At 63.4% G+C, this 19965-nt stretch carries 19 protein-coding genes; 12 read left to right on the top strand and 7 right to left on the bottom strand.

Features of this window, described 5'->3' with window-relative positions; translation table 11 throughout:
• The first annotated feature begins 81 nt into the window (after positions 1 to 81).
• The 7 genes from D3242_RS07485 to D3242_RS07515 all read left to right on the top strand — a co-directional run bounded on the left by D3242_RS07485 (position 82) and on the right by D3242_RS07515 (position 6144).
• Positions 82 to 969, top strand: coding sequence for a ParB/RepB/Spo0J family partition protein (locus tag D3242_RS07485; protein ID WP_038650778.1), 888 nt, complete (start codon positions 82 to 84; stop codon positions 967 to 969).
• 633 nt (positions 970 to 1602) lie between these two features.
• On the top strand, positions 1603 to 1842 hold the full coding sequence (locus tag D3242_RS07490) for an RNA-binding protein (RefSeq protein ID WP_064981593.1): 240 nt from the start codon (positions 1603 to 1605) through the stop codon (positions 1840 to 1842).
• 74 nt (positions 1843 to 1916) lie between these two features.
• Positions 1917 to 2468, top strand: coding sequence for a hypothetical protein (locus D3242_RS07495; protein ID WP_120145492.1), 552 nt, complete (start codon positions 1917 to 1919; stop codon positions 2466 to 2468).
• A 20-nt stretch (positions 2469 to 2488) separates the two neighbouring features.
• Positions 2489 to 3586 carry a helix-turn-helix domain-containing protein gene (locus D3242_RS07500; protein WP_081295903.1) on the top strand — a complete coding sequence of 366 codons (1098 nt, stop codon included), beginning with the start codon at positions 2489 to 2491 and terminating at the stop codon, positions 3584 to 3586.
• Positions 3587 to 3631: 45 nt separating this feature from the next.
• The gene (locus D3242_RS07505) at positions 3632 to 4522 is read left to right on the top strand and encodes a DDE-type integrase/transposase/recombinase (RefSeq protein ID WP_064981589.1); all 891 of its coding nucleotides are present in this window, start codon (positions 3632 to 3634) and stop codon (positions 4520 to 4522) included.
• 132 nt (positions 4523 to 4654) lie between these two features.
• Entirely contained in the window at positions 4655 to 5323 is a 669-nt protein-coding gene (locus D3242_RS07510) for an Abi family protein (protein ID WP_064981587.1), read from the top strand.
• A 197-nt stretch (positions 5324 to 5520) separates the two neighbouring features.
• Positions 5521 to 6144: a DUF1326 domain-containing protein gene (locus tag D3242_RS07515; protein WP_027047564.1), complete on the top strand. Its 624-nt coding sequence runs from the start codon at positions 5521 to 5523 to the stop codon at positions 6142 to 6144.
• 33 nt (positions 6145 to 6177) lie between these two features.
• Here D3242_RS07515 and holA read toward each other — a convergent pair whose 3' ends face one another.
• Positions 6178 to 7221: a DNA polymerase III subunit delta gene (holA, locus tag D3242_RS07520; protein WP_019862168.1), complete on the bottom strand. Its 1044-nt coding sequence runs from the start codon at positions 7219 to 7221 to the stop codon at positions 6178 to 6180.
• 442 nt (positions 7222 to 7663) lie between these two features.
• Between holA and D3242_RS07525 the strand changes: the two genes are divergently transcribed.
• From D3242_RS07525 to lpdA, 4 genes are read left to right on the top strand one after another with little or no spacing between them, the layout of a single operon-like run.
• Positions 7664 to 8896 (top strand): 3-methyl-2-oxobutanoate dehydrogenase (2-methylpropanoyl-transferring) subunit alpha, encoded by a 1233-nt coding sequence (locus D3242_RS07525; protein WP_064981583.1) that lies wholly within the window; start codon positions 7664 to 7666, stop codon positions 8894 to 8896.
• Between the two features lie 3 nt (positions 8897 to 8899).
• Positions 8900 to 9913, top strand: coding sequence for an alpha-ketoacid dehydrogenase subunit beta (locus D3242_RS07530; protein ID WP_064981580.1), 1014 nt, complete (start codon positions 8900 to 8902; stop codon positions 9911 to 9913).
• 17 nt (positions 9914 to 9930) lie between these two features.
• Positions 9931 to 11247 (top strand): dihydrolipoamide acetyltransferase family protein, encoded by a 1317-nt coding sequence (locus D3242_RS07535; RefSeq protein WP_064981578.1) that lies wholly within the window; start codon positions 9931 to 9933, stop codon positions 11245 to 11247.
• A gap of 15 nt (positions 11248 to 11262) precedes the next feature.
• Complete coding sequence (gene lpdA, locus D3242_RS07540; RefSeq protein WP_064981576.1) at positions 11263 to 12672, top strand: dihydrolipoyl dehydrogenase; 1410 nt, start codon at positions 11263 to 11265, stop codon at positions 12670 to 12672.
• A gap of 224 nt (positions 12673 to 12896) precedes the next feature.
• Here lpdA and D3242_RS07550 read toward each other — a convergent pair whose 3' ends face one another.
• Positions 12897 to 14000 (bottom strand): saccharopine dehydrogenase family protein, encoded by a 1104-nt coding sequence (locus tag D3242_RS07550; RefSeq protein WP_064981573.1) that lies wholly within the window; start codon positions 13998 to 14000, stop codon positions 12897 to 12899.
• Between the two features lie 178 nt (positions 14001 to 14178).
• Between D3242_RS07550 and D3242_RS07555 the strand changes: the two genes are divergently transcribed.
• Positions 14179 to 14607 carry an Lrp/AsnC family transcriptional regulator gene (locus tag D3242_RS07555; RefSeq protein ID WP_010912460.1) on the top strand — a complete coding sequence of 143 codons (429 nt, stop codon included), beginning with the start codon at positions 14179 to 14181 and terminating at the stop codon, positions 14605 to 14607.
• 142 nt (positions 14608 to 14749) lie between these two features.
• Here the strand turns inward: D3242_RS07555 and D3242_RS07560 are convergent, their stop codons facing one another.
• From D3242_RS07560 to D3242_RS07585, 5 genes are all read right to left on the bottom strand, one after another.
• Positions 14750 to 15004 carry a DUF1344 domain-containing protein gene (locus D3242_RS07560; RefSeq protein ID WP_044548515.1) on the bottom strand — a complete coding sequence of 85 codons (255 nt, stop codon included), beginning with the start codon at positions 15002 to 15004 and terminating at the stop codon, positions 14750 to 14752.
• Positions 15005 to 15260: 256 nt separating this feature from the next.
• Positions 15261 to 17915 carry an ABC transporter permease gene (locus tag D3242_RS07570; protein WP_064981571.1) on the bottom strand — a complete coding sequence of 885 codons (2655 nt, stop codon included), beginning with the start codon at positions 17913 to 17915 and terminating at the stop codon, positions 15261 to 15263.
• A complete protein-coding gene (locus D3242_RS07575) occupies positions 17912 to 18595 on the bottom strand; it encodes an ABC transporter ATP-binding protein (protein WP_196774173.1) in 684 nt (227 codons plus the stop codon). The genes D3242_RS07570 and D3242_RS07575 overlap by 4 nt, the downstream gene beginning before the upstream one ends.
• Positions 18588 to 19250, bottom strand: coding sequence for an ABC transporter ATP-binding protein (locus D3242_RS07580; RefSeq protein ID WP_064981569.1), 663 nt, complete (start codon positions 19248 to 19250; stop codon positions 18588 to 18590). The genes D3242_RS07575 and D3242_RS07580 overlap by 8 nt, the downstream gene beginning before the upstream one ends.
• A 1-nt stretch (position 19251) precedes the next feature.
• A complete protein-coding gene (locus D3242_RS07585; protein ID WP_064981567.1) occupies positions 19252 to 19857 on the bottom strand; it encodes a hypothetical protein in 606 nt (201 codons plus the stop codon).
• Between the last annotated feature and the right edge of the window lie 108 nt (positions 19858 to 19965).

The following is a 19965-nucleotide window of genomic DNA, read 5'->3' on the forward strand; positions in this document are numbered from 1 at the left end:
TTGGATCGGATGCAGAATTAACAGCCGATTCGATACCGAAACGATCCAAAGACGATTATCCAAGATAGACCTGGAATTGACATGAGCGAAGACCTTTCGAGGAAAAGACTGGGCCGTGGCCTGGCGGCACTGATCGGCGAGATCGATCGCCCGGCGGCGCCGGAAAAGCCCGGCATGAGCGCCGACGGCAAGGTGCCGATCGAGTTCGTGAGCCCCAACCCGAAGAACCCGCGCCGGCATTTTGGCGACGCCGAACTGACCGATCTCGCCCAGTCGATCCGCGAACATGGCGTGGTGCAGCCGGTGGTGGCGCGGCCGTCGCCGACGCAGGCGGGCCGCTACGAGATCATCGCCGGCGAGCGGCGCTGGCGGGCGGCGCAGCGCGCCGGGCTGACCGAGATCCCGGTCATCATCCGCGAGGTCAACGACCGCACCGCGCTCGAGCTGGCGATCATCGAGAACGTTCAGCGCACCGACCTCAACGCCGTCGAGGAAGCGCTGGGCTACCAGCAGCTGATCGACGAGCACGGCTACACCCAGGCCGATCTCGGCAATGTCATCGGCAAGAGCCGCAGCCATGTCGCCAACACGCTTAGGCTGCTGAAGCTGCCGGATGTGATCCGCGACATGCTGGTCGACGGCGCGCTGTCGGCCGGCCATGCCCGTACGCTGGTGACGGCGGAGGATCCGGCCGGCCTTGCCAAGCGCATCGTCGAGGAAGGGCTTTCCGTGCGCCAAGCCGAAGCGCTGGCGCAGATGCCGGCCGGCCCCACGCCGGCCAAACCGAAGCAGCCGCAAGCCGCGCAGGAAAAGGATACCGACACGCTGGCACTGGAAAAGCTGATGACCGACACGCTCGGCATGATCGTGGCCATCGATCACAAGGGCAAGGGCGGCGAGCTGCGGGTGTCCTATCGCTCGCTGGAGCAGCTGGATGAGCTGTGCCGGAGATTGAAGCAGGAACGGTAGTTAGCCGGCGAATTGTATTAAGCGAAAGCTTGACTAAACGCAGAGAAAAAGAGGGCTGGCCGTTTGGTCAGCCCTTTCTGTTTGCGGCGTGATTGGCAAAATCGCCGAAGCGATCAATCTCCCCTCTTGGGGGAGATGCCCGGTAGGGCAGAGGGGGGCGCCGTAGAGCGCTGCCTCTGTCATCTGCGGCTGGCCGAGAACTCGCATCACGATCGATCGAGAGGTCTGCGGGCCAGCGCCCCCCTCTGGCTTGCCAGCCATCTCCCCCACGCGGGGGGAGATCGGCCAATCGCCGACCGCAGCTCCAGTCTAGCACTCGGTAGTGTCTCAGTTTGAAATTTGACCGGCTACGATCCGCTGCCGCTCGCCTGTCGCGCCACGCGCCGAACTCCTATATGCTTACCGGAAAGCATGGGATTTTGAAGCTTGCAACGGACACCCGAAGAGAGTTGGCGTGAGGCGTTATGGATAGCGCGCGAACAATTGCGCGCCATGGAACGTGACCAATGGCCGGCAAAGACAATCTATCGCCAACGCAGCACTGTAGAGCGCATCAGAGCCGGTGGCCTTCCCGAGTGGCAAGAGCGAACTCAGTTCGCGGGATTCTCCTACCCAAGAGCGAAAGGCGAGTGAATGCCGACCGGACCTAAAGGACAGAAGCGCCCCGCCGACGTGATCGGTAACGCCGTACGCGTCATGCGCATTGCCACCGGCGAGGAAGCCGACGACGTGATTGACGACGGCAAAGACCCTGCCGCCAAGGCGCTGGGTGCCAAGGGTGGCAAGAAGCGCGCCGAGAACATGACGCCAGAGCGGCGCGCCGAGATCGCTAAGAAGGCAGCGGAAAAGCGGTGGGGACCTCGTTCCGAATAATTTCAGGAATATTTTTCTTGATTTTTGTCGTGACGCGAGTAAGGTCTGACTCGGATTAAAACCGGGGGCCGAACATGCCGAAACGCTCGATTTCTGAAATCATGGAAGCAATGGACAGCTTCCTTGATGATTTTGACCAAATCGCGCGAGAGGCCCATGACCGATATCGGGCCTACAATCCAGCCGACCTCTTGGAATTGGATGTAAGGGCGCAAGCCGCTTGCACATATGCCCACATGGTAGCCGCCGCTGATCGCCGTTTCGACGGGAAACCACGCGTGCGCCCTCTTGAGATTCGGGGCCTTAAGGTTTGGCTCCTCGATGAGCCGAATGTTGTCATCCGGCTTAAGAAGATGGATGAAAATGGCGCTTCGAGGCGTTATCCTACCAAGCAAGCCAAGGCCTTTGATGCCGGCAAGGAACTTCCAAATTTGCCTATGCCGCCCGTCCGCCTGACGATCGGTTATCATCTGGACCGCACAGGGACTCAGTTCGTGCGCTCTCAAGTCGCGCGGCCGGAAGGCCGTTCGATTGCCTGGTGCGCAGCCATTGTTGCGCAGGAAGATCGCGAAGTCGGCAAGCCGATTTGGATTGACGTGACCAAACAGCCGCGTTTCGCTGCCTAACACACCTTTTGAGTACAGCCATGGGACACTTCAATCATCACATGATGATGCTCGCGAGGGATTCGCGAGGCTTAACCCAATCCGAATTGGCCGACTTGCTTGGGGTAGGACAAGGCACTGTTTCGAAATACGAGGGCGGGTTGTCAGACCCGCCTTCCGCGTTCGTTGAGGAAGTCGCGAGCATACTGCGCTATCAGCCAGACTTTTTCTTTGAAAGCGGCAGACCATATGGAATGCCTCCGTTCCACTACCGCAAGCGAAAGAAGCTGTCGGCGAAGGCGCTGGCGCGCATTGTGGCAGAGATGAATATTCGTCGAATGCACATCGTCAAATTCTTGCGCTCTTATGAGCACAAGACAAACGGGTTCATCCCGGAAATTGATCGCGACGAATACATCGGTAAATCTCGTGCGCCATTCTCGATCGAGGAAATCGCTCGTCATATGCGCGAGCAATGGATGGTCCCAACCGGCCCGATCCCGAACATGGTCGAGTTGATTGAGGATTTGGGCGGTGTGGTTGTGCCGTGCGATTTTGGATCCGATCTTATCGACGCCATGAGCCAGCGCATCGATGGTTTGCCGGTGCTGTTCTTTGTGAATGTGAACGCGCCGGCAGATCGTATGAGGCATACCCTGGCTCACGAGTTGGGCCACATGTTGCTTCATACGGTAGCCGTCAAAAGCGACGAGGAAATGGAAGATGAGGCCGACGCGTTTGCCGGCGCCTTCCTGTTGCCGGCGTCGGAGGTGCGACCGCAGTTGCGACGGTTTGACCTTCGCCAGCTGATGAACATGAAAGGCTATTGGAAGGTTTCCATGGCGGCGCTCGCCGTGAGGGCCGACCGCCTCAATCTCATTACCCCATACCAACGAAAGTCGTTTTGGATGGAAATGGGGCGCCTTGGATATCGAAAACGAGAGCCGAATGAGCCGCCCAAGGAAGTGCCCACCTTGCTTCGCCGAATGGTAACGTTCCACATCAAGAAACTGGGTTACTCCGTCACTGATCTCGCCAACCTTCTGCATCTGACCGTGGAAGAATTCCAATCCATGTATCGACCAGAAATTGTCGGCGAAACCGGAACGACATCGAGTTTCCTTCGCATCATTAAGTGACCTTTTATGCTTGACACTAAGCATAAAAGTTCAGATATTAGGGGCATGAACAAGCTGCCCCTCAAAACCCGCGTCCAAATCCTCACCATGCTTTGCGAGGGTTCTTCGATGCGCTCGATCTCGCGCGTTGCCGACGTGTCGATCAACACGGTTTCCAAGCTGCTTGTGGATGCCGGCAAGTTCTGCGCCGATCTGCACGACCGCGAAGTCCGCAACGTCGCTTCCAAGCGTGTCCAGTGCGATGAAATCTGGTCGTTCGTCGGCGCGAAGGCGAAAAACGTTTCGGCCATGAAGCAGCCGGTTGACGGCGCTGGCGACGTGTGGACCTGGACCGCCTTGGACAGCGACAGCAAGCTTATCATTTCCTGGCTCGTCGGCGGTCGCGATGGCGAATATGCGCTGGCCTTCATGGACGACGTGAAGGACCGTCTTGCCAATCGCGTCCAGCTTACGACGGATGGCCATCGCGCCTATCTGAATGCTGTCGAGGAAGCCTTTGGAGCGGATATCGACTATGCCATGCTTGTGAAGCAGTACGGCGAGCCGGAAGGCAAGGCAGTGCCACAGGAACGCCGCTACAGCCCCGCCGTGTGCACTGGCGCAACCAAGACGCGGATTGAAGGTTCGCCCGATCTGGCGCACGTCAGCACGTCGCACGTTGAACGCCAGAACCTCACCATGCGCATGCAGATGCGCCGCTTTACGCGCCTCACCAATGCGTTCTCAAAGAAGTTCGAAAACCATGTTCACATGGTCGCTCTGTACACGGTCTGGTACAACTTCATTCGCATTCACAAGACTTTGAAAATGTCCCCGGCAATGGCCGCTGGACTTTCGCAAACGCTCTGGTCAATGGATGATATTTGCGAGAGGATGGATGCAATTGCGCCCAAACCAGGCAAGCGCGGGCCTTACAAAAAGCAGGCGGGGGAATGATCCATTTGAAGCCGGAAAGAGTGAAGGCGGCACCCTCTCGCAAGGGTCCGCCTTCTGATCTTGTCCACGGTAGGGGTGTTTCCACAACCTATCCGCAGCTCACATACGCATCTTATTTCGCTGGGCGTTAAGATGCAACTAACAAACGCACCGGACGAAAAACAGTTCCCACTCATAGAGACGGCGCTTCACTCCGTGCGCCTCCAGAGATATATGCCAGCCGCCGGAAAGGACAAGACCGTCGCTTTCCAATATTACCTTTGGAACTGCGCGATCTCAGAATCGTTCTATTTGTCGCTGCATTTCTCCGAAATTGTATGCAGAAACGCGCTACACCAAGCGTTGTTGGCGCGGGGCGACGAAAAGTGGTTCGAAAACTCAACGTTTAGGAACATTCTTGAAGATCGCTTCAGGCGGGAGCTTGACGACACCGTTGCCCAAGAATGGCAAGATCATGGCGAAAAGCTTACGTCGCACCATATCGTCGCGTCGCTAACTTTTGGATTCTGGGAGCATTTAACGACCAAGCGCTTTGAGCGGTTCCTGTGGTCAAAGGGAGTTCACAAGGCCTTCCCCAATGCCCCCAAGGGCGCGACTTATGAGGATCTACATTCACAAATCGAAATTGTTAGACGCTGGCGCAATCGAATTGCTCACCATCGCTCGATTTTCGACAAAGGGCCAATGCGAAAACATCAAGAGGCGATCGATCTGATCAAGTGGGTCTGCCTAGACACTGCAAATTGGGTTATCGCCGGGTCGAAGGTTCCTGCCGCAATCGCCTTGCGGCCTAAGCCCTAAATTTCAAACTGAGACACTACCTAGCACTCTGCTTGACAGTGCCCGGCAACGGCGTAACTTATATTAGACCTGGCTTAAATTAATTGCCCTGGCGTGCCGGTCGCGGCGAGGGCCATTTGCCATTCCTGCAGTCGTCGTGAAATGGCACCGCCTCGCCAAAAGAATATGCCGACGCGCCTGACGCATGGGAGGTGCAAATGGCAGTCCGTTGGCAATTGTCCGGAAGCTACTTCGAAAATTGCAGCTGCGATGTCGTGTGTCCTTGCCTGCTGTCCACCAAGGCGCAGCTGACATCGAGGCCGACGAAAGGCGTTTGCGACGTCGGCCTGGTCTTTCATGTCGATACGGGCAATTACGGCGACGTTCGATTGGATGGGCTCAGTGTGGCACTGGTTGCTCACACGCCGGGTCCGATGGCAGACGGCAATTGGACGGCCGCGGCCTATATCGACGAACGGGCCGATGACAGGCAGACAGAGGCGCTGGGTGCCATCTTCACTGGCGCCGCGGGCGGCCCCATGGCGGTGTTGGCACCCATGATCGGCACGAACCTCGGCGCCAAGAAGGTCCCGATAGACTACCGCATAGACGGCAAGAAACGGTCGGTGGCGATTGCCGGCGTCATGCAGCTGGCGGTCGAGCCGCTGCCGACAATGCGCGAGGACGGGCAGATGTGGGCGGCCACCGGCCATCCTGTCAATCCCGACTGGCTCGGCATGGCGATGGGGGCGCAAAGCAGTACGTTCAGCGACCATGGCATGAGCTGGGACAATTCCGGCCAAAACGGACATTACGCCCCAATCAATTGGTCCGGCGAGTAGCTGTTGGCCGCATAGTACGGGAGGATCGCTCGCCTAACGCTGCCCCAGCCTGGCGCTTTCCACCGCAATGCCGAGCAGCGCTTGGCGCGCCAGCGCTTCCGACAGATCGGGCCGTTTGCGGGTCTGCAGCACGGCAGTCTGCAGCCGGGTCAGTGCGCGGCTCAGCGCATCGCTGCTCCAGCGCTCCAGCGCTTTCTCCACCAGCTTGCGCCGCGAAAAGAAAACCGGCGGGCGGGCGCCGGCGACGACCGATGCGGCATTGCGCCCGGCCGAGTCCATCTGGCCGCGCATGATCTGAATCTGCTGCAGCTGGCGCATCGCCGAGGACAACACCAGGAAGGGCGGGCCGCCGGACTGGCAGTGGCGGGTGAAGGCGGTGTCGAAGTCGCCGATCTTGCCTTCGAGCAGCGCGTCGACGGCATCGTCGAACGAGGCGCCGGACACGTCGCCCGACATCGCCCTGACATCGTCCAGGCCGATCTCCTTCTGGCCATGGGCGTAGAGGATGAGCTTTTCGATCTCGCCGCGCGAAGCGAGCCTGTCGCCGCCGAGATTGCGGCGCAGCGCTTGTCTGGCTTCCAGCGTCATCGACATGCCGGCCTTGCGCAATTCGTCGTCGATGACCGTGTCGATGTCGCGGGCCTCGTCGGCGTAGCAAGGCAGCGCCATGGCGTTGTCGGCGCCCTCGACCACGGCGCGCAAGCCGACGCCCTTCTTGAGGTCGCCGGCCTCGATCAGGATGATGGCATCGCGCGCGGGCTCCGACGTCAGCGCCTTGACGTCCTCGGCCAGCGCCTTCTGGCCGGTGGCATTGCGCACCCAGAGCAGCCGGCGGTCGGAAAACATCGGCACGGTGCGGGCCTCGTCCAGCAGCCGGCCCTCGTCGCGATCGACCTCCGAGCCCTCGAGCCGGACCACGGAAAAGGGATCGTCGAGCGGCAGGCCGGTCTTTTCGGCAAAGGCTTTAGCACGCTCGGAGACGAGGCCGCGATCGGGGCCGTAGAGCAGGACGATGGAGATGCGCGCGTCAGGCCGCGCGAGCCAGGAATCGACCTCGAAAGCTTTCTTCTGTGCCATGGTGGGTGGTTAGCATGATGTGGGGTTGGGGTGAATGGCGATCGGCACCGACGCTCTTTTCCTTCTCCCCTTGTGGGAGAAGGTGTCGCCGAAGGCGACGGATGAGGGGTGTTCCAGGGAACGCTAACGCCGCACTCCGATGGAACACCCCTCATCCGTCTCGGCGCTGCGCGCCGATCCACCTTCTCCCACAAGGGGAGAAGGAAGACCGCGCCATGGTCCGCCGCCCAATCGCCTTATCTTCCGACAAACCCTGCCCAAGCTTGCGCCAAATTGCGCGCCGCCGTGAAACATCGACAAGAAATTTCGCGGACATATCTTCATCTTGGCGCCGGGGAGGCTGGATCGGCCGGCGCGGCCGGTCCGATGACCTTCGGCGAATTCGCACTGGACGCGCGGATGTGCAAATATCGGCGCCAGGCAACATTGGAGGACGAAGGTCATGGCCGATGCTGGGATGTTGCGTTTCCACGTGCCGGAGCCGGAAGTGCGGCCGGGCGGCACGCCTGATTTCTCCAACGTGACCATCGCCGCGGCCGGCTCGGTGCCGCGCCCCGACATCGATGTCGATCCGCGCACCATCCGCGACATGGCCTTTTCGATCATCCGCGTGCTGAACCGCGATGGCGAAGCCGTCGGCCCGTGGGCCGGGCTGCTGTCCAATGAAGAGCTGCTGGAAGGCCTTCGCCATATGATGACGCTCCGGACCTTCGATGCCCGCATGCAGATGGCGCAGCGCCAGGGCAAGACCTCCTTCTACATGCAGCATCTCGGCGAAGAGGCGGTGAGCTGCGCCTTCCGCAAGGCGCTCGAGCCGGGCGACATGAATTTTCCGACCTATCGGCAGGCCGGCCTGCTCATCGCCGACGGCTATCCGATGGTCACGATGATGAACCAGATCTATTCCAACGAGGCCGACCCGCTGAAGGGCCGGCAGCTGCCGATCATGTATTCGTCGAAAGAGCACGGCTTCTTCTCGATCTCCGGCAATCTGGCGACGCAGTACATCCAGGCGGTCGGCTGGGCGATGGCTTCGGCGATCTCGAACGATTCGAAGATCGCGGCGGGATGGATCGGCGACGGCTCGACGGCGGAATCCGATTTTCACTCGGCGCTGGTGTTCGCCTCCACCTACAAGGCGCCGGTCGTGCTCAATGTCGTCAACAACCAGTGGGCGATCTCGACTTTTCAAGGCATAGCGCGCGGCGGCTCCGGCACCTTCGCGGCCCGGGGCCTCGGTTTCGGCATCCCGTCGCTGCGTGTCGACGGCAACGACTATCTCGCCGTCCATGCGGTGGCCAAATGGGCGGCCGAGCGGGCGCGGAAGAATCTCGGGCCGACGCTGGTCGAATATGTCACCTACCGCGCCGGCGCCCATTCCAGTTCGGACGATCCGTCGGCCTACCGGCCGAAGACCGAATCCGACGCCTGGCCGCTCGGCGATCCGATCGTGCGGCTGAAGAACCATCTGATCGGGCTCGGCGCCTGGTCGGACGAACGCCACGCGCAGGCCGAGGCCGAAATCCTCGACACGGTGATCGCGGCGCAGAAGGAGGCGGAAAGCCACGGCACGCTGCATGCCGGCGGCAAGCCGTCGACGCGCGACATGTTCGAGGGCCTCTATGCCGAGATGCCGCCGCATCTGCGGCGCCAGCGCCAGCAGGCGGGAGTCTGAGCCATGCCGAGACGGACCATGATCGAGGCCATTCGCGACGCCATGGATGTGTCGATGGGGCGCGACGACAAGGTCGTCGTGTTCGGCGAGGATGTCGGCTTCTTCGGCGGCGTCTTCCGCTGCACGCAGGGCCTGCAGGCCAAATACGGCAAGAGCCGCTGCTTCGACGCGCCGATCAACGAATCCGGCATTGTCGGCTCGGCCATCGGCATGGCCGCCTACGGGCTGAAGCCCTGCGTGGAAATTCAGTTTGCCGACTACATGTATCCGGCCTACGACCAACTAACCCAGGAAGCGGCACGGCTGCGCTACCGTTCAAACGGCGATTTCACCTGCCCGATCGTGGTTCGCATGCCGACCGGCGGCGGCATTTTTGGCGGCCAGACGCACAGCCAGTCCCCGGAAGCCTTGTTCACCCATGTGTCCGGGCTGAAGACTGTCGTGCCGTCCAACCCGCATGACGCCAAGGGGCTGCTGATCGCGGCGATCGAGGATCCCGATCCGGTGATTTTCCTCGAGCCGAAGCGGCTCTACAACGGCCCCTTCGACGGCCATCACGACCGGCCGGTGACGCCCTGGTCGAAGCATCAGCTCGGCGAGGTCGCCGACGGTCACTACACCGTGCCGCTCGGCAAGGCGGCGATCCGCCGGGCCGGCTCTGATGTCACCGTGCTCGCCTACGGCACCATGGTCTATGTCGCGCAGGCCGCGGCCGAGGAGACCGGCATCGACGCCGAGATCATCGATCTGAGAACGCTTTTGCCGCTCGACCTCGATGCCATCGTCGCCTCGGTCAAGAAGACCGGGCGCTGCGTCATCGTGCATGAGGCGACGCTGACCTCCGGCTTCGGCGCCGAGCTGTCGGCGCTGGTGCAGGAAAACTGCTTCTACCATCTGGAGGCGCCGGTGGCGCGGGTCGCCGGCTGGGACACGCCCTATCCGCACGCGCAGGAATGGGATTATTTCCCCGGTCCCGCCCGGGTCGGCCGCGCGCTGATCGAAACATTGGAAGCCTAGAGTGGGGGAGGCCTGACATGGGCGAACACATCATCAAGCTTCCCGACGTCGGCGAAGGCGTTGCCGAGGCCGAGCTTGTCGAATGGCACGTCAAGGTCGGCGACATGGTGCGCGAGGACACCGTGCTTGCCGCCGTCATGACCGACAAGGCGACGGTCGAGATCCCTTCCCCCGTCGATGGCGAGATCCTGTGGCTGGGCGCCGAGATCGGCGACACGGTGGCGATCGGCTCGCCCATCGTGCGGCTGAAAGTGGCGGGCGAGGGCAATGTAAAGCCGCAGGGCGATGCCAAGGCCGAGGCGGTGGCCGCCGAGCCGCCGGCCAAGCTGCCGACGCCGAAGCCGGAGACCGCCGCGCCGGTCGCGAAGACCCCGCCAAAGGCCGGCGCCCTGGAGGCGAAACCCGCTCCGGCCGTTGCGAAAAGCTCCGAGCAGAGGTCCGTCCCCGGCGGGCCGCGCCCGGAGGGTGAAAAGCCGTTGGCGTCGCCCGCCGTGCGGCTGCGCGCGAAGGAGGCTGGCATCGATCTCAGGCAAGTCACGGGAAGCGGCCCGGCTGGGCGCATCGGCCATGAGGATATCGAGGCGTTCCTGGCGCGCGGGCCGCAGGTCGCCAAGGCATCGGGCCTGGCGCGCAACGATGCCGTCGAGGACATCAAGGTGGTGGGCTTGCGGCGCAAGATCGCCGAGAAGATGAGCCTGTCCAAATCGCGCATCCCGCACATCACCTATGTCGAGGAGATCGACGTCACTGCACTCGAGGACTTGCGCGCCGCGCTCAACAAGGAGAAGCGGGTGGACAGGCCGAAGCTGACATTGCTGCCGTTCCTGATGCGGGCGATGGTCAAGGCGATCGCCGACCAGCCCCAGCTCAATTCGCTGTTCGACGACGAGGCCGGCATCATCCACCAGCATGGCGGCATCCATATCGGCATCGCCGCGCAGACGCCGTCCGGGCTGGTGGTGCCTGTCGTCAAACACGCCGAGGCGCGCGACATCTGGGATTGCGGCGCCGAGGTCAACAGGCTGGCCGAGGCGGCGAAGTCCGGCACGGCGACGCGTGACGAGCTGTCCGGCTCGACCATCACCATCACCTCGCTCGGCGCCATGGGCGGCATTGCGACGACGCCGGTCATCAACCATCCGGAAGTGGCGATCATCGGCGTCAACAAGATGATGATGCGGCCGGTGTGGGACGGCACGCAGTTCATCCCGCGCAAGATGATGAACCTGTCGTCCAGCTTCGACCACCGGGTGATCGACGGCTGGGTCGCGGCGGTGTTCGTGCAGCGCATCAAGGCGCTGCTGGAAACGCCGGCGCTGATCTTTGTGGATTGAGGGGATGCAGTCGTCATGAAAGAAATCTCCTGCAAGCTGCTCGTCATCGGCGCCGGTCCGGGCGGTTATGTCTGCGCCATCCGTGCCGGCCAGCTCGGCGTCGACACGGTCATCGTCGAGGCCGGTAAGCCCGGCGGCACCTGCCTCAATGTCGGCTGCATTCCGTCCAAGGCGCTGATCCATGCGGCGGAGGAGTTCGAGAAGGTCGCCCACATGGCCGGCGGCAAGAGCCCGCTCGGCATCTCGGTATCGGCGCCCGTGCTCGACCTTGGCAAAACCGTCGCCTGGAAGGACGGCATCGTCAGCCGGCTCAACAGCGGCGTCGCCGGCCTGCTAAAGAAGGCCGGCGTCAAGACCGTGCATGGCTGGGCGACGTTCCGCGACGGCAAGACCGTCGAGGTCGAGACCGAGACGGGAAGCCAGGTGATCCGGGCCGAGACGATCGTCATCGCCACCGGCTCGGCGCCGGTGGAACTGCCGTTCCTTCCCTTTGGCGGGCCAGTGATATCGTCCACGGAAGCGCTGGCTTTGAGTGCGGTGCCCAAGAAGCTTGCGGTGGTCGGTGGCGGCTATATCGGGCTGGAGCTCGGCATGGCCTTCGCCAAGATGGGCGCCGAAGTGACCGTGGTCGAAGCCTTGCCGCGCGTGCTTGCGCAATATGACGCCGAGCTGACGCGGCCTGTCGTGAAGCGGCTTGCGGCGCTTGGCATCGAAGTCATGACCGGGGCCAAGGCCAAGGGGCTGTCGACCCAGGGACAGGCGGGCAAGGGCGACGCGCTGCTGGTCGAGACGGCGGACGGCAAGAATGCCAAGGTTTCCGCCGACAGGATCCTGGTGACGGTCGGCCGCAAGCCGGTGACCGAAGGCTGGGGCCTGGACCAGATCGACCTCGATAGGACAGGTAAATTCATCAGGATCGACGACCAGTGCCGCAGCTCGATGCGCGGCATCTTCGCCATCGGCGACGTCACCGGCGAGCCGATGCTGGCGCATCGGGCGATGGCGCAAGGCGAAATGGTCGCCGAGATCGTCGCCGGTCACAAGCGCAACTGGGACAAGCGCGCAATCCCCGCCGTCTGCTTCACCGATCCGGAGCTGGTGACGGTTGGGCTCTCGCCGGAGGAGGCCAAGGCTCAGGGCGAGATCAAGATCGGGTTGTTCCCGTTTGCCGCCAACGGACGGGCGATGACGAAGCTCGGCGAGGATGGTTTCGTCCGCGTCGTGGGGCGGGCCGACAACCATCTGGTGCTCGGTATCCAGGCGGTCGGGCAGGGCGTGTCGGAACTGGCTGCGGCGTTCGGCCTGGCACTTGAGATGGGGGCGCGGCTGGAGGACATCGCCGGCACCATCCATGCGCATCCGACGCAAGGCGAGGGGTTCCAGGAAGCGGCGCTGAAGGCGCTGGGGCACGCGCTGCATATTTAGAGGGAGCGCTTCTTCCTTCTCCCCTTGTGGGGTCCGAAGGACGGGGCGAGACAAGTGGCTCGCCCGGGGCCGAGACAAGTGGCTCGCCCGGGGCGGTGTCGCCGAAGGCGACGAAGGAGGGGTGTTCCAGCGGAGCGAGGCTCCCTGGAGCACCCCTCATCCGTCTCGGCGCTGCGCGCCGATCCACCTTCTCCCACAAGGGGAGAAGGAAGAGGAGCGGCTCCTCAGCTCGCGAGCCGGCTCACCATCTCATGTTGCGCATAGGCCCGCCCGAAACGATTGGCCAGAAAGGCATCCAGCGCGATGTCTTCCTGCTTGACGAAGCCGGTCGCCGGCAGGCTGCCGTCGGCCAGCATGTCGAGAACGGCGCAGATGCCTGACGCCGTGGTGATCTGGATGGCGCTGCGTACCTGGTTGCCGACGCGCTGCGAGTAGATCTTGTTGGCGTAGGTTTCCTGCAGCAGGCGGCCGTTGCGGCGGCCGGAGACGGTGACGAAGACGATGACGACGTCCTGCAGCGTCGCCGGCAGCGCGCTTTCAAAAATGTCCTTCAGCACGTCGCGGCGGTGGCGCAGGCCAAGGTCGTTGAGCAGCGCCTTCATGATGGCGGCGTGGCCGGGATAGCGGATGGTGCGGTAGTTCAGCGTGCGCACCTTGCCCTTCAGCGTCTCGGCCAAGGTGCCGAGCCCGCCCGAAGTGTTGAACGCCTCATAGGTGACGCCGTCGAGCGAGAATTCCTCGCGCTCCTCCAGCGGCGGCACTTCGATCAGCTCGCCCTCGACGATCGCCTCGCAGGGCTCGCAATATTCGTTGATGACGCCGTCGGTGCTCCAGGTCAGATTGTAGTTCAGCGCATTGGACGGGTATTGCGGCAGGGCGCCGACGCGCATGCGTACGCTTTCGAGCGTGTCGAAGCGGCTGGCCAGATCATTGGCGACGATCGAGATGAAGCCCGGCGCCAGCCCGCATTGCGGGATGAAGGCGCCCTTGCCCGAACGCGCCAGCTCCTTGACGCGGCGGGTCGAGACGACGTCCTCTGTGAGGTCGAGATAATGCACGCCCACACTTGCCGCCGCTTCGGCGATGCGCGTGGTGAGATGGAAGGGGGCGGCGCTCAGCACCGCGAACTTGCCGGCGAGCGCGGCTTCCAGCGCCCCGGCTGCGGCGATGTCGAGTTCGAGCGCCTCGACGCCGGCGGGCACTTCGGCCGCGGCAAGCTGCGCCGCCGAGCGGTCGACGAGGGTGACGCGGTAGTCGCCGGTCGCGGCGAGCATTCCGGCGATGGTCGAGCCGATCTTGCCGGCGCCGACGATAACGATGTTGTTCATGGTCAAATACCCCTGCCAATTTCGATTTGCTTTACGCAGTCCGGACGGAAACCGCTTCACACTTCCTGGAATTGCTCGCGAATTGGCGGAATCATCGCAGCATGCCTGTCGAAAGGAAGTGTGAAATCTGGCAGAGTGAACCCTATCTTTCATCGATCCGCCGAAGGAGATCGTCGAAATGCTCAGTGAAGCCGAACAGGCGCTGCTTTCCCTGCTGCGTTCCAACGCCCGTGCTTCGACGGCCGAACTGGCGCGGCGTCTCGGCGTGTCGCGCACCACGGTGCAGAGCCGGATCGAGCGGCTGGAACAGCGCGGCATCATATCAGGCTATGGCGTCAAGCTCTCCGCCGACTATGAGCAGGGCCTGGTCAAGGCGCATGTGTTGCTCACCGTCACGCCCAAGCTCGCCGACAAGGTGGTGCGCGCGCTGCAGGCGCTGCCGCCGGTCAGGACGCTGCATTCGGTGAGCGGCAATTTCGACATGATTGTCATCGTCGACGCGCCGTCGATCCGCGACCTCGACGCGCTGCTCGACCAGATCGGCGCCATGGATGGGGTCGAGCGGACCTCATCGTCGATCATTTTGTCGACGCGGATCGATCGGTGAGCGACAAGCCCGTACCGATTTGCAAAAACCCGGCAGGGTGCCCACACCCAGTTCGATCGCCTGATCCACCGGAATACCTCAAGACGCCGAACCCACCGACAGCGGTTGAGACCGCTGCCGGCGGAATTGGGCCACGTGGCGTCTATTTAGCCGGCTTGATGCTCGATGCCGCCAGCTTGCCGGCCTTGGTCGAATAGGTCACCACCACCTTCTCGCCGACCTTCAGCGTCTCGGCCTCGATGCCTTCCGGCAGCACGAAGGTCTTGCCGTCGGAAAGCGTGATGGAGTCGCCCTTCTTGTCGATGCTGGCAATGGTGCCGGTGGCCGCCTCGGCGAAAGCACCGGTCGAGGATATGACGGCGAGTATCATTGCGGCTGCGATAGCTGACTTCTTCATGGTCTTTTTCCCGTTTGACTTGGTTGTGAAGCCGCTGGCTATTGGCCTGGAGCGGCTCCGGTATCCGGGCCGTTTGGCCGCCGGATCTGCCTCTTCGTTTCGACGCAATTCCCAAGGGAAGGCGCTCCGCGCTTTCCCCGAAAACCACACCGCGCTTTTCCTGGATTTGCGCCAGCGAGAGACAAAACGAGCTTAGGCCGTGGAGTTGTCGAGGGGCTGGCCGCAACTTTACAAATAGGTAAGTCGACGCTTGGCCTCACAAATCGCGCAGCTGTTCCGCTGCCTGTTCCGCCGACGGCTTGGCGGACCAAACGGCGGCAGCCACCGAAGCGGCGACGAGACCGAGCATGACCGCCAGATAAAGCCAGGGGATCGACAGTGCTTCGGGTGGCGGATCGAAAACGCCGGTCAACAGCTTGACCAGCATCCATGCCGTCAACAGGCCAGAAAGCAGGCCGAACGTCATGCCGCCGACGAGGACCAGCAGACCTTCGCTCCACAGGAAGGCCGCGAGTTGGCGCGGTTTGGCGCCGATCGCGGCCAGGATGGCGAAAGGCCGGCGACGCTCGAAGAACCCCAGGGCCAGCATCAACCCGGCGGCGGCGGCCGCCATGACCACCGCAAAGCCCAGTTCGATTGTCGTCAATCCGGCGAGATCGACCGCGGTCAAGCTCGAGCCGATGAGATGAGCGGCCTGGCCGATGTCGGCCACCTTCAGCGACGGATCGGAGGTCAGCGCCGACGAAACCTGCCGGGCCAATGCGGCAGGATCGGCCCTGGCCCGCATGAGCACGTATTCGGACGCATCGGAGCCGGTCATCCCGGCCACATAGGCCGAATTGGCGACAAGGAAGGAATCCTTCGGCGCGGTCGGAAATTCGCGGGCGACGCCGATGAATTTGAAGGCCACGGAATGATACTGGTGATCCCTGGCATCGATGAGCCGCAAATTGATCGTATCGCCCTGCTGGAGCTGGAAATCCTGCACGGTCTCTTCCGAGACCAGAACGCCGTCCGGCGTCGCGGCGAGCAGGGCGAGCGTGCCGGCCGCGCTGGCGCCACTGAAATAGGCATCGGAAAGACCGGTGGCGCGTCCGATGCGGGCGGGATCGATGCCATAAAGATCCTGCAGGTCCGCGCCGACATAGGCAAAACGATGCTGCATGGGCTCGGCCGTTGCCGCTTCGGGCAGCGAGGCGAGTGCCGCAAGGTGCGCTCCGGCCGGTCTGTCCGTCGTGCCGAAGACGGTGACGTCGGAGCCGTTGGTCAGCTCGGCGTCGATGCGCGCCTGGGCATTGTAGGTGGTGTTGAAGATGGCGGTCGACGTCGCGAAGGAGATGGCCAGCGCGGTCATCGCAATGCCGATCGTCAGCCGCCCCGCTTGCCGCGACAGGGCGGCCGACACAATGGGCGCCAGTGCCCCCGATGCCGGGGCAACAATCATGCGCAGGAGCGCGCCATTGCGCGCGATCACCGTGGCCGACAGCCTGATTGTCAGCAGCGCCGTGCCAAGCCAGAACAAGGCCGGCGCGACGAATGCCTTGTAGTCCACCGCTGTCGCCGCCACGCCTTCGGGCGCAAGCACGATCTGGTATCCGGTACTCGCCGATTGCCAGAAGAACAACCCCGCTGCGGCGAGCAGCAGCATGTCCAGCCAAAGGCGCTGCCAGAGCGGCGCGCCCGGCCGGCTCACGGTCCGCCGTGCCGCGGTCACGGTCGCCCAGCGCGCGTCCCGCCACGCCGGGTAGAGAAAGGCGATGAACCCGACCAGCAGCCCGAACAAGGCGACAAGGAGCAGCGTCGGCACGTTGACGCCAAGCACCGCCCCGAGACCCGGAACGATAATGGCAAGCAGCGATGCCGCAGCCATGCCGATCGCGGTGCCTGCGATGGCCGCGACAGCGGCTTCCGTGGCGGACAGCAACAGGATGGCCTTGGTCGTCGCGCCGCGGACGCGAAGCAATGCCTGCTCCGTGCGCCGGCGTGCCCCGCCGGACGCGGTGACGGCAAAGGTCAGCGCAACCGCCAGCGCGACGCCGGGCAGCCCGAGAAACAGGAACAGCACCGAGGCGTACAGCGCATCCTCGCGGACCGCGCCGAGGCGCGACCCGAGATTGTCGGCCACAAGGGCCTGACCGGCGACCCGCGCCTCGAGATTGTGCTGGGCGGCGGTGACAAAAGTATAGGCCGTGGCGGGATCCGTCGGCAGCGACTTGTGGGCCAGCCGCACATGCAATTGCAGCCGGGTGGTGTCGGGGCGCGCCTTCTGCTGCGGATCGAACAGTTGCCGCCAGGCTTCCTGTTGCAGGATGAGGACATTGTCGGGTGGAGCCTGTGGCGCTGCCTGGGGCGGCAGGCCGACGGCCTGGAACAAAGCGTCGGCGTCCGGGAGGTCGACCACGCCAGCAATCCTGACCTCTGCCGGCGGCAGGCCGATCCGCCGGACCGAGACAGTGTCGCCAGGACCGACATGGAGGTTGGCGGCTGTCTGCTGGGCAATCAGCGCGCCGTCGAGGGTGCCGGAAAGCGAGCGGATTTCCGCCGGGAAATCGCTGGAATACTGGCTGTCGAAAGCAACCGCCTGACCAGGCCCCGTGGTCTGGGTCGTGCCGCCGGTCTGTGCCTCGAAGCCGGCGACATCGGCATAGCGGACCGGATGCACGGCCGTGACCGGAGCAGCGTCCGTCAGCGCCTTGCCGACGAGGTCGGGATCGACACCGGAAATCACCTGCACCTGCCAGTCGATTGGAACTGCCAATACGGCCCGCATGGTCATCGATGCACCGGCGCTGGCGAGGAAGAGCGCCATCGTGGCGAGCAGAGCGACCGTCAGCGCGATGCCGGCGGCGGCACCGGCCACGCGCAGGAAGCGGCGGGCAAGCACACCACGAATCCACAGCAGGATGATCATGCGGCAGCCGCCCCGGGCCGATGCCCTGTGGTGAGCCGGCCGTGATCCATCGTCCAGCGCGTCGCCATGCGGTTGGCCACGGCTTCGTCATGTGTGGCTACGACCAGGGCGATGTCGGTGCCTTCCAGACGGTCGAACACGGCGTCGAAGAAGCGCAGCGCCGTTCGGCTGTCCAGCTGCCCCGTCGGCTCATCGGCCAGCACAAGCTTCGGACCTATGGCCAGAGCGCGCGCCATGGCAATGCGCTGGGCCTGGCCGCCGGACAGTTCCTCCGGCAGCTTATCGCCGAGTTCGCCAAGGCCGAACGATTGCAGAAGCGATGCCCCGATGTCGCTGGCGCCGACATTCTCGCCGGCCAGCAGCATGGGCAGGCCGACATTCTGGACCGCGGTGAGGGCAGGAAACAGGCTGGGCGACTGGAACACGAAGCCGATCTGGCGTGGCCTCAGAGTTTCGAATGAACCCAGTCCCGGCCATTCGACGGTACCGGCCGTCGGCCGGTCGAGGCCGCCAAGAATATGCAGCAGTGTCGTCTTGCCGCTGCCGGAAGGTCCGACGAGAGCGATGCGTGCACCCGACGCGATCTCGCAGTCGACATCGCGCAGCACGCTGATCCGGCCGGCGTTGCCATCCCGGAAGTCTCGTCCGAGGCCCTTTGCGACGACGAGCGTTTCAGCCACGGGCGATCCTCCCATCCTTCAGCCTGATGATGCGATCGGCCCTCTGCGCCAGCACCTTGCTGTGGGTGGCCAGCAGCGTCGCCAGTCCGGCGTCGCGCCGCGCCTCGAAATGGGCGATCAGCCGGGATTCGGTCTCGCTATCGACCTCCGCGGTCGGCTCGTCGGCAATCAGGATCGGCGGATCGGCGGCCAGTGCCACGGCAAGACCGGCGCGCGCGGTCTCGCCGCCGGACAGCTCGGTCGGAAAAGCGCGGGCGCGATGCGAAAGGCCGACACTTTCCAGCAGGCCGGCCATTCGCCGGTCGTCCGGCTTGTTCGCCAGCAGCATCTGCAATCGAAGGTTCTGCTCGACGTTCAGGTGGCCGAACAGGTTTCCCGACTGCAGCAGAATGCCGAAGCTGGCGGCGCGAACGCGCGTGCGATACGCTTCCGGTCGCCGCGTCAGCCGAACGCCGCCCACCTCGACATAGCCGCCATCCGGTTCATCGAGGCCGGTCACACAGGCCAGCAAGGTGGATTTGCCGCTGCCGGATGGTCCGACCAGGGCGACGATCTCGCCGGCGGCGACATGGAAACTGACGCCTCGCAAGGCGGCCGTCTCGTCGTCGCCTATATGGAAAAAGCGATAGATCTCATGCGCGTCCAGCGCGTGCATCTCACTTCCACCGGAACGAGTTGGACATCAATTGCCATTGATCGACGTTGTCGGCGCCCTTGGGTGCATAAAGTTCGAGCGCAACGAGCTTGCCGTCCTTGAAATAGAGGTAGCGTTCGTTTTCGAGGCGAACCTGCCGGTTGGTTACCGCGTTCGGCTCGGAGTTCGATGTGTAGACGATGCGGATCGCGGTACCGGCCGGCAGCTTGACCTGCTTGACCGCGCTGACCTTCACAGCACGCCCGGCCGCCTCGAGCTTGGCGACATAGTCCGCTTTGGCGCTGTCGACAGTGGGCGCGGCGTCCGCCTTGGAAACCGTGACCGCGACGCCATCCAACTTGTCGACGAAGCTTGCGCCGTCGGCACGGTCCGACCGTGCCCAGCCCTCCGGCACCTTCAGGGTGAACCCTAGCGGCGAGGTGTAGTCGATGAAGACCTGCGAATCGGGGATGTCGCCCGGCGGGTTCTTCTCCGGCTGGACGGGCTTCTCGGCGGCCGAGGCCGGCAGGCTGCCAAGCACCGGAGCCAGGAGGGCTGTCGTGCCCAGGCACGCCGCGACGGCGAGAGCGGGCAAGATACCGGTGGTTTTCCGAAAAAAGTCTTTCATTTTCCGCAGCCTTTCGATGGACGGTTGGGTCCATTCATTATGCCGCTGCAAGCTTACGGGCGGGTCGCCGGCCTCATACCCTTTCGTAAGCTATTGGCGCTCTGGTAA

The sequence above is a fragment of the Mesorhizobium jarvisii genome (assembly GCF_003601985.1).
GTDB classification, from domain to species: domain Bacteria; phylum Pseudomonadota; class Alphaproteobacteria; order Rhizobiales; family Rhizobiaceae; genus Mesorhizobium; species Mesorhizobium jarvisii.

What these genes read in the sequence shown, in the direction of transcription:
- D3242_RS07485 (WP_038650778.1), top strand. Translation starts at nt 82, where the DNA reads ATGAGCGAAGACCTTTCGAGGAAAAGACTGGGCCGTGGCCTGGCGGCA.
- D3242_RS07490 (WP_064981593.1), top strand. Translation starts at nt 1,603, where the DNA reads ATGCCGACCGGACCTAAAGGACAGAAGCGCCCCGCCGACGTGATCGGT.
- D3242_RS07495 (WP_120145492.1), top strand. Translation starts at nt 1,917, where the DNA reads ATGCCGAAACGCTCGATTTCTGAAATCATGGAAGCAATGGACAGCTTC.
- D3242_RS07500 (WP_081295903.1), top strand. Translation starts at nt 2,489, where the DNA reads ATGGGACACTTCAATCATCACATGATGATGCTCGCGAGGGATTCGCGA.
- D3242_RS07505 (WP_064981589.1), top strand. Translation starts at nt 3,632, where the DNA reads ATGAACAAGCTGCCCCTCAAAACCCGCGTCCAAATCCTCACCATGCTT.
- D3242_RS07510 (WP_064981587.1), top strand. Translation starts at nt 4,655, where the DNA reads ATGCAACTAACAAACGCACCGGACGAAAAACAGTTCCCACTCATAGAG.
- D3242_RS07515 (WP_027047564.1), top strand. Translation starts at nt 5,521, where the DNA reads ATGGCAGTCCGTTGGCAATTGTCCGGAAGCTACTTCGAAAATTGCAGC.
- holA (WP_019862168.1), bottom strand. Translation starts at nt 7,221, where the DNA reads ATGGCACAGAAGAAAGCTTTCGAGGTCGATTCCTGGCTCGCGCGGCCT.
- D3242_RS07525 (WP_064981583.1), top strand. Translation starts at nt 7,664, where the DNA reads ATGGCCGATGCTGGGATGTTGCGTTTCCACGTGCCGGAGCCGGAAGTG.
- D3242_RS07530 (WP_064981580.1), top strand. Translation starts at nt 8,900, where the DNA reads ATGCCGAGACGGACCATGATCGAGGCCATTCGCGACGCCATGGATGTG.
- D3242_RS07535 (WP_064981578.1), top strand. Translation starts at nt 9,931, where the DNA reads ATGGGCGAACACATCATCAAGCTTCCCGACGTCGGCGAAGGCGTTGCC.
- lpdA (WP_064981576.1), top strand. Translation starts at nt 11,263, where the DNA reads ATGAAAGAAATCTCCTGCAAGCTGCTCGTCATCGGCGCCGGTCCGGGC.
- D3242_RS07550 (WP_064981573.1), bottom strand. Translation starts at nt 14,000, where the DNA reads ATGAACAACATCGTTATCGTCGGCGCCGGCAAGATCGGCTCGACCATC.
- D3242_RS07555 (WP_010912460.1), top strand. Translation starts at nt 14,179, where the DNA reads ATGCTCAGTGAAGCCGAACAGGCGCTGCTTTCCCTGCTGCGTTCCAAC.
- D3242_RS07560 (WP_044548515.1), bottom strand. Translation starts at nt 15,004, where the DNA reads ATGAAGAAGTCAGCTATCGCAGCCGCAATGATACTCGCCGTCATATCC.
- D3242_RS07570 (WP_064981571.1), bottom strand. Translation starts at nt 17,915, where the DNA reads ATGATCATCCTGCTGTGGATTCGTGGTGTGCTTGCCCGCCGCTTCCTG.
- D3242_RS07580 (WP_064981569.1), bottom strand. Translation starts at nt 19,250, where the DNA reads ATGCACGCGCTGGACGCGCATGAGATCTATCGCTTTTTCCATATAGGC.
- D3242_RS07585 (WP_064981567.1), bottom strand. Translation starts at nt 19,857, where the DNA reads ATGAAAGACTTTTTTCGGAAAACCACCGGTATCTTGCCCGCTCTCGCC.